16 protein-coding genes are annotated in these 16,662 nt (G+C 37.2%); 8 read left to right on the top strand and 8 right to left on the bottom strand.

Annotation, left to right across the window (positions count from 1 at the left end; translation table 11 throughout):
- Window positions 1-11 precede the first annotated feature (11 nt).
- The 3 genes from AAEU29_RS17640 to kynA all read right to left on the bottom strand — a co-directional run bounded on the left by AAEU29_RS17640 (window position 12) and on the right by kynA (window position 3,828).
- Window positions 12-1,496 carry a DUF3360 family protein gene (locus tag AAEU29_RS17640; protein ID WP_421974539.1) on the bottom strand — a complete coding sequence of 495 codons (1,485 nt, stop codon included), beginning with the start codon at window positions 1,494-1,496 and terminating at the stop codon, window positions 12-14.
- 299 nt (window positions 1,497-1,795) lie between these two features.
- Complete coding sequence (locus AAEU29_RS17635) at window positions 1,796-2,971, bottom strand: kynureninase (RefSeq protein ID WP_421974538.1); 1,176 nt, start codon at window positions 2,969-2,971, stop codon at window positions 1,796-1,798.
- Between the two features lie 11 nt (window positions 2,972-2,982).
- A complete protein-coding gene (gene kynA / locus AAEU29_RS17630; protein WP_421974537.1) occupies window positions 2,983-3,828 on the bottom strand; it encodes a tryptophan 2,3-dioxygenase in 846 nt (281 codons plus the stop codon).
- A gap of 423 nt (window positions 3,829-4,251) precedes the next feature.
- On the opposite strand from kynA, the gene cspE reads away from it, so the two are divergent.
- Window positions 4,252-4,464 (top strand): transcription antiterminator/RNA stability regulator CspE, encoded by a 213-nt coding sequence (gene cspE / locus AAEU29_RS17625; protein WP_274761311.1) that lies wholly within the window; start codon window positions 4,252-4,254, stop codon window positions 4,462-4,464.
- 52 nt (window positions 4,465-4,516) lie between these two features.
- On the opposite strand, the gene AAEU29_RS17620 is transcribed toward cspE, so the two are convergent.
- Window positions 4,517-4,840 carry a cupin domain-containing protein gene (locus tag AAEU29_RS17620; protein WP_421974536.1) on the bottom strand — a complete coding sequence of 108 codons (324 nt, stop codon included), beginning with the start codon at window positions 4,838-4,840 and terminating at the stop codon, window positions 4,517-4,519.
- A 2-nt stretch (window positions 4,841-4,842) separates the two neighbouring features.
- On the bottom strand, window positions 4,843-5,424 hold the full coding sequence (locus AAEU29_RS17615; protein ID WP_421974535.1) for a TetR/AcrR family transcriptional regulator: 582 nt from the start codon (window positions 5,422-5,424) through the stop codon (window positions 4,843-4,845).
- Between the two features lie 127 nt (window positions 5,425-5,551).
- On the opposite strand from AAEU29_RS17615, the gene AAEU29_RS17610 reads away from it, so the two are divergent.
- The 5 genes from AAEU29_RS17610 (at window position 5,552) to AAEU29_RS17590 (ending at window position 11,000) form a co-directional block, all read left to right on the top strand.
- Window positions 5,552-6,595 carry an alkene reductase gene (locus AAEU29_RS17610; protein ID WP_421974534.1) on the top strand — a complete coding sequence of 348 codons (1,044 nt, stop codon included), beginning with the start codon at window positions 5,552-5,554 and terminating at the stop codon, window positions 6,593-6,595.
- Window positions 6,596-6,707: 112 nt separating this feature from the next.
- The gene (locus tag AAEU29_RS17605; protein WP_421974533.1) at window positions 6,708-7,331 is read left to right on the top strand and encodes a peroxiredoxin-like family protein; all 624 of its coding nucleotides are present in this window, start codon (window positions 6,708-6,710) and stop codon (window positions 7,329-7,331) included.
- A gap of 80 nt (window positions 7,332-7,411) precedes the next feature.
- Window positions 7,412-8,290 carry an HDOD domain-containing protein gene (locus AAEU29_RS17600; protein ID WP_421974532.1) on the top strand — a complete coding sequence of 293 codons (879 nt, stop codon included), beginning with the start codon at window positions 7,412-7,414 and terminating at the stop codon, window positions 8,288-8,290.
- 116 nt (window positions 8,291-8,406) lie between these two features.
- A complete protein-coding gene (locus tag AAEU29_RS17595; protein ID WP_421974531.1) occupies window positions 8,407-10,218 on the top strand; it encodes a sensor histidine kinase in 1,812 nt (603 codons plus the stop codon).
- Between the two features lie 80 nt (window positions 10,219-10,298).
- Window positions 10,299-11,000, top strand: coding sequence for a hypothetical protein (locus tag AAEU29_RS17590; protein ID WP_421974530.1), 702 nt, complete (start codon window positions 10,299-10,301; stop codon window positions 10,998-11,000).
- Window positions 11,001-11,105: 105 nt separating this feature from the next.
- Here AAEU29_RS17590 and AAEU29_RS17585 read toward each other — a convergent pair whose 3' ends face one another.
- Window positions 11,106-12,836 (bottom strand): amidohydrolase, encoded by a 1,731-nt coding sequence (locus AAEU29_RS17585; protein ID WP_421974529.1) that lies wholly within the window; start codon window positions 12,834-12,836, stop codon window positions 11,106-11,108.
- A 660-nt stretch (window positions 12,837-13,496) separates the two neighbouring features.
- On the opposite strand from AAEU29_RS17585, the gene AAEU29_RS17580 reads away from it, so the two are divergent.
- Window positions 13,497-13,721, top strand: a complete 225-nt coding sequence (locus AAEU29_RS17580; RefSeq protein WP_421974528.1) for a hypothetical protein — start codon at window positions 13,497-13,499, stop codon at window positions 13,719-13,721.
- Here AAEU29_RS17580 and AAEU29_RS17575 read toward each other — a convergent pair.
- Entirely contained in the window at window positions 13,718-14,605 is an 888-nt protein-coding gene (locus tag AAEU29_RS17575; protein ID WP_421974527.1) for a cation diffusion facilitator family transporter, read from the bottom strand. The two genes, AAEU29_RS17580 and AAEU29_RS17575, sit on opposite strands and share 4 nt — an antisense overlap.
- A gap of 142 nt (window positions 14,606-14,747) precedes the next feature.
- On the opposite strand from AAEU29_RS17575, the gene AAEU29_RS17570 reads away from it, so the two are divergent.
- Window positions 14,748-15,962, top strand: coding sequence for a M24 family metallopeptidase (locus AAEU29_RS17570; protein ID WP_421974526.1), 1,215 nt, complete (start codon window positions 14,748-14,750; stop codon window positions 15,960-15,962).
- Window positions 15,963-15,995: 33 nt separating this feature from the next.
- Here the strand turns inward: AAEU29_RS17570 and AAEU29_RS17565 are convergent, their stop codons facing one another.
- Complete coding sequence (locus tag AAEU29_RS17565; protein ID WP_421974525.1) at window positions 15,996-16,595, bottom strand: hypothetical protein; 600 nt, start codon at window positions 16,593-16,595, stop codon at window positions 15,996-15,998.
- Between the last annotated feature and the right edge of the window lie 67 nt (window positions 16,596-16,662).

The raw sequence follows: 16,662 nt of genomic DNA, 5'->3' as shown, positions 1-16,662 counted from the left end.
AAGGCAAATAGCTAACGGAAATTTGGCATAATTGCTGGGATCCCTGGCAACAATCCTACTAGTGCCATCACGCCTGTTAATACCACAAACATGATCAGTGGGATTATCCAGCGGTTCATTGAGGTCAGCTCTTGGCTACGCTCTTTACAACCAATTAACCCTAAATTATCTAATAACATGGTAAGCGACCAACCAAATGCCGGGTTCACCAGTGCCGAAGAAAACACGACGATTGCTGCTGATTGCGTTGTTTTACCTTCACGGGTCATTTCCATACCTGCTTCAAGCAGTGGAATAAACACACCAACAATTAGTGCAACACACAGAACTGGCTGCCAAATTGCTAAATCCATAGGATAACCCCAAAGGCCTGCAATAATACAAAATACCGCTGTTAAAATGGCGCCTGCCGGAATAGGTCTTTTTGCAATCGCAGCAGGCACTATGTACGTACCCCACGATGATGTAAAATTAGCACCACCCATTAGTGAGCCAAAGGTCTGTCTAACAGACGCACTTAACATAGTATCGTCTATATTCATTTGTACTTTTTCGGTGCGCTCTGGGTAACTAATTTTTTGAAACACTTGGTGACCTAAGAAATCCGGCGACCACATCGCAACAGCGAGAACAGCAAATGGCAATACCACTATAAAACTTTCTAATGTAGGTAAACCAAGCATCCAACCCGTATTTTCTCCCCACCAATACATTGGATCCATATTTGGTAAACCGGGGCCAGTTTTAAATTCAAACGGTGCGCCTAATGCAAACGCCAAACCACCACCAAGTAAGCAACTTAGAGGTACTGCAAGCCAGCGCTTTTTAAAATGCTCTAATAACGCGTAAAGTAAAATAGTGGTAAAAATGATAATAAAGGCAATATGCTCCATATTAATGCCTTCTGCCCAAGCAAACAGTTTTTTGACCTGTGAAGTGGTGCCTATAAAACCTAAATAAAGTAATAAACCACCACATACACCACGACTGGTTAATCCTGCTAAGACACTGCCACCTTTACTGATTGCCAGCAATAAACCAAACGCACCAATTAATAAACCAAAAGCCATTGGGTGACCACCCGCAGCAACAACGATGGGGATTAATGGGATCAGAGGGCCATGTGTGCCCGCTAAATTTGCAGTTGGTAAGAAAAACCCTGAGAACAATAAAATGAAAATGGAAACTAAAAGTAATTCATAGCGCACATTCTCCAAGATAAAGCTATCGCTTAGCCCAAGAGGCCCTGCAAATGTTGCTGCAATTGCACCAACCATAACAACTTTACCAATTGTTCCAGCCATTGCTGGAATAGTATCTTCTAATTCAAAGCGATAATCACGAAACGGTAAATTAGGTCGCCAGCGTTTAGGCTGCATAATTTGTAACTCATGCTCAAGGTACTCATCGCGGTTGTTAAATTCACTACTTGGTCTATGGAGGGATTCATAACTTTGAGCTGTTACATCATCTTTGTTGGATCTTGCTGTTGTCATTACATCTCCTACTACGGATGTTAAATTACGGATGTTAAATTGGTAATGAAAACAGGGTAACGTAGTCAGTTCAGCTTGAGACTAAGCAATAAGTCGAGTAGTAATTTATAAATTGGCTTATGTTGCTTGGTTTTTAGGCAGGATTATAACAAATATAGAGATAGCCCTTTATTTTAAAGGCTTACATAAGATGCTCACTAATTAAACTGGTTGTTTCACACTCTTTAGCTTTTAGTCTAATAGCGCACAAAAAAGGCCAATAAGTGTTCCGCTTACTGGCCTTATAGTAAAAGAAAACGTTAAAAATCTTTTGCAATGAGCTTAATGCAACTGAGCGCTTCATCAATTTGCTCGTCCGTTACATAAGGTGCAGGCCCAAGCCTTAGCTTATCACCGCGACTGTCTGTTTGAATGCCGTGCTCTGCGAGCATTTTCACCCACCTAGCAGCTTGTTTAGTTGTAAGTGATAAGAACCCAGCATTATCGTTTATTGAATGACTTGGCAGTGATAAAACATTATCTGCTAAATCCATTTTTTCAATGCCTTGCCACAAACGCGCAATTTGGCCTTTGTTCACGTTAGACAAAACTTCGGCCGTTAAATTATGTTCTTTAAAAAACTTAAACACCGAAGCAGCACGATAGTGGCTTGCAGGATCGTATGTTGAACCGGCAAATGCTGCTTGCCCTTTACCATAACCCACTTTACCTGGTGCTTGATCTAAACTTTCAAATTCAGCAAACCAACCTGTAATAATCGGGCTGCCGTTATAACCAGTTGGAATACGCATAAAACAATTGCCCTCACCTGCTTGGCAATATTTATAGCCTCCACCAACGATAAATGCGCTGTCTAAACGCCAATCATAAAGATTAAATGGGATCACATTAAGCGCATGATAAGCATCAACTAAACACGGAATTGCTAAGTTTTTAGCCGCAATTGCCACATCGCCTACCCCATGAAAAATACGACTCGACGCAAAAAACACGGCTGAGACCATTACTGCATCCGTATTTTCGTCTAGTTCATTTATCAGTCGTTCTGCTAGGGTCTCTGCAGGGTGAGTATCAACAACATTGATATGAATATTGAGATCTTTCAACCTGTCTAACTGCCTTCGCATTGAATGAAATTCACCATTGGTAGTAACAATTTTAATCGGTGAATTCTTTTTGCTTTTAAAACACGCTAAATCTGATAAAAAACGCAAGATAAGCTCATGCGTTGATTGCCCTAAAGCAATCTGAGCATTTGTCTCACCCATCAAATCACGATAAAAATCTCGAACGATCTCGGCTTTTTCAAATGCCGCTCCCCATTTATCATCAATGTGTTTTGCTGCATCGCTAAAACACGCTAACAAGCCATCTTTTGCAACATTTGGCCATGCTTGATGAGAATGACCAGATAATAAAATGCGGTTGCTTACATCAAATTCTGAGTAATAAGGTTGTAGTTGTTCTGCTTTCATTCTTATTTCTCTTATAGCTTGGTTCTAAGTTCAAAAAGCTCAGGGAAGAAACTAATATCAAGCGCTTTTTTCAAAAAGGCAACGCCAGATGAACCGCCCGTGCCAACCTTATTGCCAATAATGCGCTGCACTGTATACATATGTTTAAAGCGCCATTGTTGGAAACTATCTTCTATATCTACCAGTTTTTCGGCAAGTTCATACAACTCAAAATATTTATCAGCATCTTTATAAACTTCAAGCCATGCGTTAAGCACGGAATTATTGCTTTGGTAAGGTAAACTGACATCGCGATTTAACTGGCTAACATCAATATTAAGGCCATGCTTTTGTAAAATACTGATGGTGACATCATACAAACTTGGCGCATTTAAAATCGCTGATAATTCACTGTGCACCAATTCATCATTTTCATGCACTTTTAATAAACTTTGATTTTTGTTGCCTAGCAAAAACTCTAACTTGCGATAGCCGTATGATTGAAACCCTGAAGAGTGACCTAGTGCATCTCTAAATTTTAGATAATCAACAGGCGTTAACGTAGAAAGAATATTCCAAGATTGTGTCAATTGATTAAAAATTTGCTTAACACGCGAAATCACTTTAAATGCATGACCAAAATCACCATTATTTAAATTCGTAATTGCAGCACTTAATTCGTGCCCTGCCAGTTTTAACCACAGCTCACTTGATTGGTGAATAACAATAAACAACATTTCATCATGCTGATCAGAAAGTGGTTTTTGCGCCGATAACACCTGCGATAACTGCAAATAATCACCGTATGACATATCGTCTTTAAAATCGGTGTGAATGTCTTTTTCTAACTCACGAAAGTTATGATGTGGGCAAGTCATTAGAAGCTCCAAAATTTATTATTAGTGTAGCGTGTCGCTATGCTCACGCCACTTTATATAACCCAAGGGAATAACTTAGATAACTCAGCTATTAGAGCATTATTTTTGCTTGCTGTCAGTGAAGCTAATATTCTTTAACTATTGAACTTGTAAGATTTCAATGACACTTGTGTAAAGTGCATACTTTTATTCGTCATTTCAACTAATCAGACCTTTTATCCCGTGAATTTACTGGACAAAACTCAGCTAAAGCGCTAGTATTCAAAACGCTTAAAACATAGATCAATCCCTATTACTGCGTTATTCCTGTTTACTCCTTTTTGAAAGTTGTACATAGAAGCTAGATGCGATATTAGCTGAAATATAAATTAAGCTCGGCGGTGAGATTCACCACAATAAACACTTTTAAAAAAGGTAAAAATTATGTCTAACAAAGTAAATGGCGTAGTAAAATGGTTTGACGAGTCAAAAGGTTTTGGCTTCATTTCACAAAACGATGGCGGCAAAGACGTATTCGTACATTTCCGTGCAATCCAATCAGAAGGCTTCAAAACGCTTACTGAAGGTCAAGCGGTAGCTTTCGAAGTTGAAGATGGCCAAAAAGGTCTTCAAGCTGCGAACGTTGTAGTACTTTAATTAGTCACTACAAAGAAAAAGCGAGTTTATAAACTCGCTTTTTTTGTGCCTGTTATTTATAAAAAACAGCTAGCCACACCGTTTCACTGTTAGGATCTGTTTCAACAACTTTATGTTTGCACCCAGCAGGGATTAAAAGGTGATCACCCACGTCTAGCTTTACTTTGCTACCATATTCAAATTCCAGCACCCCGTAACCACTTAACACACAAACCCACTCGTTTTCGCCTTGATCATACCAACCACTTTGTGGTGAAGATTGTCCGAAACTAACAATGCGTTCAATTCGTGTAGATGAAGATTTTATGAGATCACTAAAGTGCTCTTGCGTTGTGTCCTTGGGTAAATTAGCAAAGAGGTTATTTTTATCGAGCATAATTACACCGAAATATCGTGTATCACTTGTTTTGCCAAAGCACGTAAATCCTCGGCCTCGGGGTGAGTGTAGCCATAAGTACGCAAACCATAGATGCTCATGACTAAAAATCGAGCTCGACATTTTGCATCGCGAGTGCCACTAATTTCACCTCGTTCTTGAGCTGCTTTAATAATGTTTTCTAGTCCTAATTGCCAGCGTCTTAGCTGCGCTGTGACTAAGGTTTGTACATCACTATCTTGCTCTGCAAGTTCATTCAGTGCTTTTTGCAGTAAGCAAGAGGATTCCGGTTCACAACTAATACACTGGTCAACAATATAATCTAAGTAGTGTGTTAACCCTGCTAATGGCGAATCAGTACTGTCAAAAAAGGTATTAAAACAGGCACTACTATCGAGGTTATATTGCTCAATTGCAGCAAGTAATAAACCTTTTTTGTTGTCAAACGCACAGTAAATAGAACCAGGATGAAGCCCTGTTGCGGCTTTTAAGTCTTGCATACTGGTTTTATTAAAGCCTTTATGCATAAAAGCTTTCATTGCAGCTCTTAAAACAAATTCACGGTCAAATTCAGCGCTTCTCATCTATGGCCTCATAAAATATTACGCCTCAATATAACTTAATTTGAACATTTGTTCAAAAAAGTACTTGAACGAACGTTCAATAAAAGTTAATTTGAATAAGCATTCAAATTAACCACATGAGAACATTATGACAAAATCACTTTTTGACAAAGTGCAGCTTAATACCGAAATAACCTTAGAAAATCGTATTTTAATGGCACCTTTAACACGTTGTATGGCAGATGAAAACTTGGTGCCAACACAGCAAATGGCAGATTATTATGCCAAAAGGGCCGAAGCGGGACTGATTATTTCAGAAGCAACAATTATTCGTGCTGATGGTCAAGGCTACCCTAATACACCTGGTATTTTTACAGCTGAACAAATTCAGGGCTGGCAACGTGTTACACAAGCCGTACATAACAATGGCGGAAAAATTTTTGCACAGCTTTGGCATACAGGCCGCGTAGCACACCCGCATTTTTTCAATGGTGATACTGTTGTTGCACCCAGTGCGTTAAAAGTGGAAGGCACAGTGCCGCGCATGCGTGAATTAGAATATATCACCCCAACCCCATTAAGTGAGTGCCAAATTGAGCAATTAGTAAATGACTATGCACAAGCAGCCAGCAATGCAATTGATGCCGGTTTTGATGGTGTAGAAATTCATGGCGCTAATGGCTATTTAATTGACCAGTTTTTACACTTTGATAGTAATCAACGCGATGACCAATTTGGTGGTAATCCTGAGAACATGTCACGCTTTGCACTACTCGTTGTAGATGCCATAAGCAATCGTATTGGTGCTAAGCGCACAGCACTTCGTGTTTCTCCAGGTGCCTATTTTAATATTTCTCCGGACCCTCGTGATCGTTCAGTATTTGATTATCTTTTAAATGAACTGGCAGATCGTGAGCTTGCTTATTTGCATATCGGTATCTTTGATGATGCGCTTGAGTTTGATTATTTAGATGGCCGAGTATCAGACTATGTACGTAAAAACTACCCGCATACATTAGTTGGTGTTGGCGGCTTTACTGCAGAAACCGGCCTAGAGGCAATAAATCAAGGACGATTTGATTTACTGGCCATTGGTCGTCCATTTATTGCGAATCCTGATTACGTTGCAAAAGTTAAATCAGGTGAAAAGGTCGTTACATATAACGATGAAATGCTAAAAGAATTGATTTAATAGTTTACAAAAAGGCATGTTTTACATGCCTTTTTAGTTAATATACGTAATTTTGAAATTTAATGCGCCCTAGATAGGTCTTGTTTGTAACCTTAACAATTGGACTTACTAAATGCGAAATTTCCTTATCTTTCTTTTTGTACTTATACCTAACCTTGTTTTTGCCAAATCAATTGCCGAATCAAGTGATACAGTCTCGCCATTATTAAATGGACAACTCATACCAAAGGTTAACGTTACAAGGCTAGATGGTAGTAGCCAAACGCTCTCAGCTTACTTGGATAATCAAAAGACTATTTTATTTTTTTACCGCGGTGGCTGGTGCCCATTTTGTAATACACAAATGGGACAACTCAAAAAAATAGAACCTAAGTTAAAAGCAATGGGTTATAAATTAGTTGGTGTATCAACAGATGCCCCGCAGGATTTGCAAAAAAGCATTTCGAAAATGGCTTTACAGTATGATTTATTATCTGATTTTAACAGTGAGCTGAGCCAAGCGTTTGGTCTTGCATTTTTTACTGATGAAGCAACGACAAAACGCTATGTTAAACGCCTAGATTTAACCAACCCGCTTAAGAAAAATGGATCGGGTGATGCTCGTTTAGTTTTACCTGTCCCTGCAATATATTTAATTGATGAAAATGGTCTAGTTCAATTCAATTATGTTAACCCAAACTTTAAAGTAAGGCTGCACGAACAAGTTTTGCTTAAAGCTGCTGAAATTTATCAATAAACAGCAATTTTTATACTACAAATTAAAGCTTAACTATACTTATTGGCAAATTGATATGTTTTTATCCAATGGAATTGTAAATGGCACACAGCCAAACAAGCTCAGAAAAGCAAGCATGCGATTTGCCAATTTTACCAACAATACTTGTCGAATTGATGAGCATTCCACAAGATGATGCTGACTATTTTTTAAAAATTGAAAAACTTGCTGAGCGTGATCCGCCCCTCGCACTCAAAATTATTCAACTCAGTAACACTGCCAAACACGCAAGTGTAAAACCCATTCGCAGTATCAAAGAGGCAATAGTGAGAATGGGCAGTAAAGAAGTATTTAACTTAATTAACCTAGTGGCATTAACAAAAGTCTTTGTACCTACCAGTAACTTTGAAAAAGAGCTATGGCGTCAATCACTTATTTCTGCAGAACTATTAAAAACAACTTATGAGATTTTGCTTCGTAGCGTGATTACGGCAGACATGGCATATTTAGTTGGTTTATTACACGACATTGAAATAACACTAAATCATAAGCAGTATGTAAAAGATTTTGAGCATTTAAGCGACTTAAGCTGGTATTTACCAAAGCCCTATCAAAAGCATCGAATAGCATATTTGCTACGTCAACATGCTTTTAACGGCGCAAAAGTATGTAAACATTGGCACATTCCAAGCCCTATTCCTGAAATTATTTATTTCCATCATCATGATGTTTTGCCCGAAAAGTTTAAACAGTTTACGCCATTGCTTGAAACCATTCGCAGAGTACAGTTTTGTGATTTAGTAACCCAAACATATTGCCAATGCAATGAATTGAATATTCAAGAAATACAATCTCTGATTGAAAAAAGTCAGATTCTTTCCGACTGGCAATCTCACTACAACAACTTTAATTTGTTGTATGACGCTATACCAAGCGCGCTAAATACTGCAAACCAAAAATACGCAATGTTAGCAATTTAAATAAAATTGTATGTGCTATGACTGTTTTATTAGTACTTATATGAAGGCTTAAATGCGTTTGTTTACAGCAGGATAAATTGTCCTACACTTTAATAAAACACTCACTCTCGTAGCTTATGAAATTAAAAACAGCTTTTATTAGCTCACAAATCGCCCTTTTGATTAGCTTCTTTGTTGTTTTAATCTCCGGTGTCATTATCTATCACAACGTAACAAATCACTATCAAGTTACCCAAACTCTGAATGATTATAAGCAAATTCTATCGGATACCATTAACCTTCAACACGAGTTTACCCTTGACCGTGACGAACAAATGCAAGATTGGTCAACGGAACAGTTTGCCGATTTTTCTCAAATACATTTTGAGTTATTACAACTAGTTAAGCACAACGAAATAGCAGAACGTTTGCTCATGCAAATTCAAGAAGCGGTAAGAAATTTTGAGCAAAACTTACGCTTGCAGCTCTCTATTCAAAAAAAATTAGGGTTTGACGAAGACCAAGGGATCAGGGGGAATTTCCGTAATTCTATTCATGCTATACAAAACGTTAGTCAGCAAATAAACGACCAAGAACTTGAGCTTTTAATTTTAGAACTAAGAAGACGCGAAAAAGATTACTTATTACGCTGGAAACCAAAATATTTAGAATTTCACAAAGAAATTTTGGTTGAGTTAAAAGTGTATTTACAAACTCACGATAATCCTTCAAAAGAAGAACTGCTTACTTATTTAAAAGAATATGATGTTAACTTTACACAATATACGGCCTTTTTAGAGCAAATAGGTCAAGCATCCGCAAAAGGCCTTGCTGGTAAAAACAAGTTGCTATCGCAAGTTATTAACGAGCGCTACACCAATCTTTCGCTTTACTTGAACAAACAATCTATTGATAGCAGCAAAGAAACGCTTATTCTAACTTTTTCCATCACTTTTATATTTTTAGCATTAAGTTTAGCGGGCTCGTTTTTTATCAATAAACGCATTGGCTATGGCTTATTTAAACTAAACAGTTTTATTACGGCAATTTGCCAGTCTGATAGCTTCTCGATGCGTACCAATTTACGTGGTGACGATGAAGTCACTGACCTTGCAAAAAATATAGATAAATTACTTACCCATATTGAAGAATTAATAAATCGTCTAAACCTTGCTCAAAAACGTTTGATTGAAGATGCGAAAATGGCGAGTTTAGGTTCAATGGTGAAAGGTTTTGCCCACGAACTAAATACCCCACTTGGTATTGCAATTACGAGTGAATCACACTTGCGCGAACAAGTGGAACATTTAAAGCAAGCATTTGACCAAGGCACATTACAAAAAAACACCCTTCAACAAATGATTTCGGATGCGGATAATTGCCTAAGTTTAATGGAATCAAACCTTAACCGCTCAGCCAGTTTAATCAATAGCTTTAAGCAAGTTGCTTCGCATCAAGAATACGATGAACTAGTTGAATTTAATGTAGAAACATTTTTAACAAATTTATTCTCAAGTCTAAAACATGAACTTGAAAAGTACGATGTTGCTTATTCAATTGATGTTACAAACGGCTTAGTGGTGCGCAGTTATTTAGGAGCTTTCAATCAAATATTCACTATTTTGATCATTAATAGCCTTCGCCATGGTGCTCGTGACAATGAAAAACTAAATATTGAAATTGTGGCTAAGATGGTTGGTGCTAGTTTGCATTTTAGGTATATCGATGATGGTGTTGGCGTTAAAGAAGATTTACTCGACAAAATTTTTGAGCCATTTGTTACAACCAAACGTGCAAAAGGAGGTACAGGGCTTGGCCTTAGCATTGTTTATAATCTTGTAACACAAAGGCTTAATGGTGAAATCGAATTTCAAAGTATTGAAGGCGATGGTGTGTGTATATATCTTCATTTTGATGAGGTTGATTATAGTCTTAAATTTGAAGAATAAATGTCAGCAAAAGAAATCTAACTGAGTAAGCGTTATTTTTATGTTAGGCTGAGCTTGTTTGAAAACAACATAATTAAGCTATGGATCAATCAGTAACTCAGTTTGTTAATTTACTTAAGCAAAGTGATTTAGCCGCGCTGAAAATATTTTACCAACAACAGCCTGAGGCGACTCAAACAAAGCTACAACTTTTTTTGGCTTTACAAGCAAGTAAAAGCACCGATGCTTTTGATTATTTTCAATTACTCAGCGTTAAACTATCTGCTGGTAAAACAATGCCATTAGAGTTGATTTCACAAATAAAAAATATAAAAAGCCTTTCTTTCTTTACCCCGTTATTACAAACAATGGCTAATTTTGCAGTGCAAGATAATAAAAAACGCAATGTACTTCATTACCTGTTTGTAGCAAGAGGTTCATCTGAGTGTGTGCCATTTACCTATTTAAGATCGTTATTATTATTTGAAAGTAACTTATTTTTACCAAAAGCATTAATACAAACTGAGTCGAATAACTTAACGCCACTTGAGTGTTATTTACATTTAAATATTCAGGGAAACGTTTTGCCTGATCACGAACTAACGGCATTTATGGCACTAATTGAAATAGAGCAATCACAACGGCCTGTTACTTCTGACAATTTAACGTTTGCACGGTCACGCTTTCAAAAACAATTGAATGATTTTGAATTAAGTGAAAGGTATATAGAGCAAAAAGCGCTTTTATTGGCGAGTTATTACGGTGTTTCAATAAACGATATAAAGTTAAGCATTAAATTCTAAAAGAGTTATTTGGTTAGAGTAATCTCGTTATGATAAAACAACCATAACGAGATTAAGTTCTGATTATTTAGAGCTAGCTAATACCAGCCTAATTTAGTGTAATTTCTACAACGTATTATTTACCCAGCGGCCTTTATACACTACTGCATTCACTTTAATGTCTTTTAGTTTAATGGGCTCGATGTTAAAAGGGTCTTCTTCTAGAATTGTGAAATTTGCTGTTTTTCCCACTTTTATTGAGCCAATAAATTTTTCTTGATTAAGCGTTCGTGCTGCATCTAATGTGATTGCTTTCATAGCCGTAAATACATCAATGCGTTGTTCTTGCGATAATGCATTTCCTTCAGCAACAACTCTATTTACTGCCGTCCATGCTAATGTTAGTGGCTCAGCCGGTGCCATAGCGAAATCAGAGTGAAATGATACTGGTATATTGCGTTTTGATAGCTCTTTAATTTGCACTAGGTTCTCAGCACGCTCTTTACCAAGACCGACTTCAGAGTATTTAGTTGCAAGAGCCCATAAATAATAAGGATTAACTGACGTTTCAATATTTAGTTTTTTAATTTGCTCTGCTAAATCTGCGTCAAAATAGCCCATATGATGAAGTGTAAAACGGTGATCTTCTCTAGGTAACGCTTGTTGATCTTTAATATTGAAATCTAATACCTGCTGAATACCTTTATCGCCATTTGCATGCACATGAATTTGATAGCCTTTATTCCAATAGAAAGATAACTGCTCTTGAAATAAATCAAGCGGAGTCATCCATTCGCCTTTGAACTTGTCGCTCAAATACGGTTCTTTCATCTGCATTGCTAAAGAATAAATGGCGCCATCTGAAAACAACTTAACTTGCTTTGGTGCAAAAGTAATATTGTGGGTATTGTATTTTTCAGGCAGTTGACTCATGGCAACTTCAGCCTTTTCATTACTGCCACCCGCCATAGTGTAGAGTTGCGTGCCATTTGGAATAAGCAAAACATCATAAGGTGGATTAGTATCCATTTCTTTTTTAAGTAAGCTATATTCCATATTAAAATCTGAACTTGGGAAACCTGGTTCACTCACCGTTGTAATGCCGTTTTTAAGCATTAATTGCGACATCAAGTTTAAGCCTTCACTATAACTTTCTGGGTTAAGTAAGTAAGGCGCAATTTTAGGCACTAATGCAAGCCAACCACCTTCATAGAAGTGCCCTTTTTGCCAATTAACCTGTTTATTACCAGTAAAATCATCTTCCTTTATTTTGAACAGTTTTATTGCTGCATCGTTAATAAAAATTTCATGGAACGAGCGATGGATAATGCCAACAGGTTTATCACTTGCTAATTTATTCAGTACATCTCGATTAAGTTCACCATGCCACAACTGATGATAACCCCAAATAAAATGCATTTGCCCTGGTGATGCCTTAGCAATTGATTCTTTTATCCCTTCAATAAATGCTTCTGGCGTTTTCGCTGCTTTTGTAACACCACTTGGTTTATTCCACGCATGTGGGGCAACAGTGTCATTAGGTAGCATTAATGCAGCAATTGAGGGATGTAGATGGGGTTCAATAAACCCAGGCATCATGGTCTTGCCTTTTAAATCAACCATAGATACCTTGCCATGAAGATGTTTTTTAACATCATTTAGCGTACCTACTTGCGTAATCTTGTCGTTTTCAACTAAAACAGCATCTACATACTGTGGCTTTTGACCTTCCATAGTGATAATTTTGCCGCCACTATAAAGTACTTGTTCTGTTTGTTTAGTTGCAGACTCTGCATAAAGAAATGGAATATTGAATACACCCAACAACAATAACGATGCTTTCGTTAACTTTTTCATAGTCCCTCCATGAGACAGGTTTGTATTAGAATTTACCTAATAAAAAACAGTACGTTAAAAACAGTTTCTATTTTAGTAACTAACATAAACGAATAGTATGAAAATTCAACGTTTATTTGATTTCACTCAAGCCTTATTAGAAAGACGACTTCATACTTTATTAACAAAAACGATCTTCAGCTTGTAATATTTACGCTATGACTAAGCATTTGATTTGGAAAATGAGAGTTGGTGAGGGTTAACACACCCATTAAACTAACCGAAAACGTTAAAAATCTGCAAATTTCAAAGCTAATAAAAAGCCCTTATCAATTTATACCGAGATTATTTAATAAATAGCGTAGTAGCGATTTATATATCCTATTTATGCCACTTAGTTACGCTAGTTGCACTTAAAGATAATGATTTTTATGATGAAAATTTTGGCTGTAAGTAGGACTATATGGATCATTTTGATAAGTTTGTGAATTCTGATATCTCTGATACCTATTAAAACATCTAAATTATGATAACCAGATAGTAAGGATTGAAGATACTATTCATTGTTTCTTTAGTTTATACGCACAATATAACCTCCATTACTGCTTTCTATGCCTTGAATTCATACTCGCAGATTAGATTCATTGTACTAAACTCAATAATTAAATATAGGAGTTAGCAATGTTAGAACGTAGGGTAAAACAGCCAAAATTCAACGAGCATCAAAGCCGCTTAACCCCTTTTCAAAAAGTGGCTGTTATGGACTTATATAGTTACGGTTATGATTTGGCTTTTGTGCGAAAAGAACAAGATGAAAGTGTTGCTGTATTAACATTAGATAGCAACATAGCGATTGTACATGAAGATGGTGAAGTAGAGTCAGCTAACGACTTGCCAATTCGTTAGCAATGTTGACATTTATGCGCTTCAATCTGAAGTACACTTTCTTTAACTAAGAACTCTTTTAATAAACACTTTTCGACAGCTAATTGGCAAAGTTCATGGTGCATTTCTTTTGTGCAACTTGGCTTTAAAACAATATGCGCGCCAACAATGGTTTTACTGCCCTTTTTGTCAACCGTTACGTTATGCACACTACTAATATGCTCTAAACTAGACAGACGGGATTCAATTTTAGTTGCATCAGGTAATTCTCTATCCGTTTCAAGCAAGCCTTCAATGCATTTTTTGATTACACGAAAACCAGTAATTAACACAAAGCCAGCGATAAAAATACTTGAGAAAATATCGATATCCACCCAACCTGTAAAATAGATAACAATACCTGCGCCAAAAGTAAGTACCGTCGATAACAAGTCTAAGAAACTATGCAAGAACACAGCATAAACGTTAACACTCTCTTTGCGACCTTGATAAAGCACATAAGCAGATGCAGCGTGAAATAAGAAACCTAATCCCGAAACTGCTGTCATTAAAAAAGTATCTACTTCATGGCTATGATTTTCATGATTTATTAACTTACTGGTGCTGGCAAAAATAATCGTAGCAGCTATCGCTAAATAGAATATTCCATTTACTAAACCACCGATTAATTCGGCCTTTTTATAACCAGTGTTATAATTTTTAGCTAAATGAATAGCAATGCTCGATGCAATTAGCGCCACAACAAGCGAGCTGTTATGGACAAATAAATGCCCTGCATCCGCAAGTACTGCCATAGAATTGGCAAAAAATGACGCAATAAATTGGATCACCATAAATGTGCTAGTTATTGCAAGCGCAATTAAAAGACGACGCCTTGCAGTTTTATGGGTGGTGATGTCTGTCATGAAAGGGAAATAAGCTAGAAACTAAAATGTTATATTGTCTCAATTATACCGTTTAGTTCAGACAAAATCACTCTAATCGCTTCTAAAAGCCAAAATAAAATGATAGATTTTGCATATTGCATACAATAAAGAGAATTTTACTATGACTATCGGTGTCGGTGGCAGCACAATCGAACAAGCTTTAGCCAAGCTTGAAAATATGACGCAACAAGTTAAACCAATATCAAATGACGAGCTAAACTCACGCATTGCAAAAGCACAAACATTAATGCAGCAACAAGGCATTGCAGCAATGTATATTGATGCTGGTACTAACCTAACCTATTTCACCGGGTTAAAATGGTACAAGAGTGAACGTTTAGTAGGCGCTATTTTACCTGCAAATGGCGACCTTTGTTATATTGCACCTCATTTTGAACAAGGCTCACTCAATGACTATATGAAAATCCAAGGTGAGTTTTATGGCTGGCATGAACATCAAAGTCCTTATCAGTTATTAGGTGATGTTTTAAATAAATTAAATATCACTGAAGGGAAAATCGCAGTAGATCCTAGCGCAGGATTTTTCTTAGTAGATGGCATCATTAAAGCCAATCCAGCGTTTAATATCATTAACGCAGATGTAGTTACTGCACCATGTCGTGAGTGTAAATCAACATCTGAAATCGCCTTAATGCAAACGGCTAAAAATATGACTTTAGAGGTTCATAAAGCGGCTGCAAGCATACTTAAACCTGGGATTACAACAAAAGAAGTTGAAGCGTTTATCAACCAAGCACATAAAAAGGTAGGCGCATCAGGGTCTTCATTTTGTATTGTGCTTTTTGGTTTAGCTACCTCGTTCCCTCACGGTGTAAAAGACCCACAAGTACTACAAGAAAATGATTGGGTTTTAATCGATACGGGCTGTATTGTTGAAGGTTACCATTCAGATATCACACGTACCTACCCGTTTGGCGAAGCAACACAAGAGCAACGTGACGCTTGGAATGTTGAAAAAGAAGCACAAATTGCTGCATTTAACGCGGCTAAGATTGGAGCTCCTTGTGAAGTAACCGATGCTGCCGCGCGTGTTGTACTTGAAGCTGCTGGTTTTGGTCCTGAATATCAGTTACCAGGCTTACCACATCGCACAGGTCATGGTTGTGGTATGGATATTCACGAATCACCTTACCTTGTTAAAGGTGATACTACGCCACTTGCAAAAGGTATGGTTTTTAGTAATGAACCTATGTTGGTTATACCAGGCAAATTTGGTGTTCGTTTGGAAGATCATTTTTACATGGATAGTGATGGGCCAAAGTGGTTTACTGAACCATCACATAGCATCGACGACCCGTTCGCACTTGCTGTTTAATAACAATAAAAAAGCCGCTTTAATGCGGCTTTTTTAAGATTGTAATCCTTGATATAAATTTTGATGTTCCGAGCGGTGCAAATTAAATAAAAACTTTCGAAGACGATCACGTCCGCGTTGCACTTTAGCAATTTTTGCTGCAACTAAGTCTCGCTCCACGCGAACAGTTTCAAACTCAAGAGAAACAACTTCGTCATTTGGTAAATTAATGCTAAGTGACTTTTCATTAAGAATACGCTTTAGGCTTCGTCTGTCGCTTACTCTAAAAGCAATACCGGTACTAGAGAGCGACAACAGGTCATGCTTTTTGCCTTTTTGATCTTTAAGAGCAACATCATTGAACTCACCACCACGCCAGCTGCGTTCACCATTTTGAAGGTCAACTATTTCGGGTGTACCTAACAGCGGTTTGAATTCACCATCTTCAATCGTCATTTCGAGTGGAAACCACAGTTGGTAGTGACTTATTTCAGCAAGTAGCGTTAACTTAGATTGTTCAAATACTTGATATAAACTGGTCGGAATATCTGATTTCACACTAAGAGCATGGCCAGAATGAAGTGTGTCGTCAGGTAATTGCCTGTCCGAAAACATTCCAGAAAAAAACTCAAGTTCTTCTTGTGATAAATCCATAGCATTTGCCTTATTCAATTTGGTTGAGCCTTTCTTTATTTATTATTTTTAGAGGATATAGTCGGCC

It is taken from the genome of Pseudoalteromonas aquimarina (assembly GCF_049257255.1).
GTDB lineage: Bacteria > Pseudomonadota > Gammaproteobacteria > Enterobacterales > Alteromonadaceae > Pseudoalteromonas.
The sequence above is the reverse complement of the archived record's forward strand: the minus strand, read 5'-3'. Positions and strand labels throughout refer to the sequence as shown.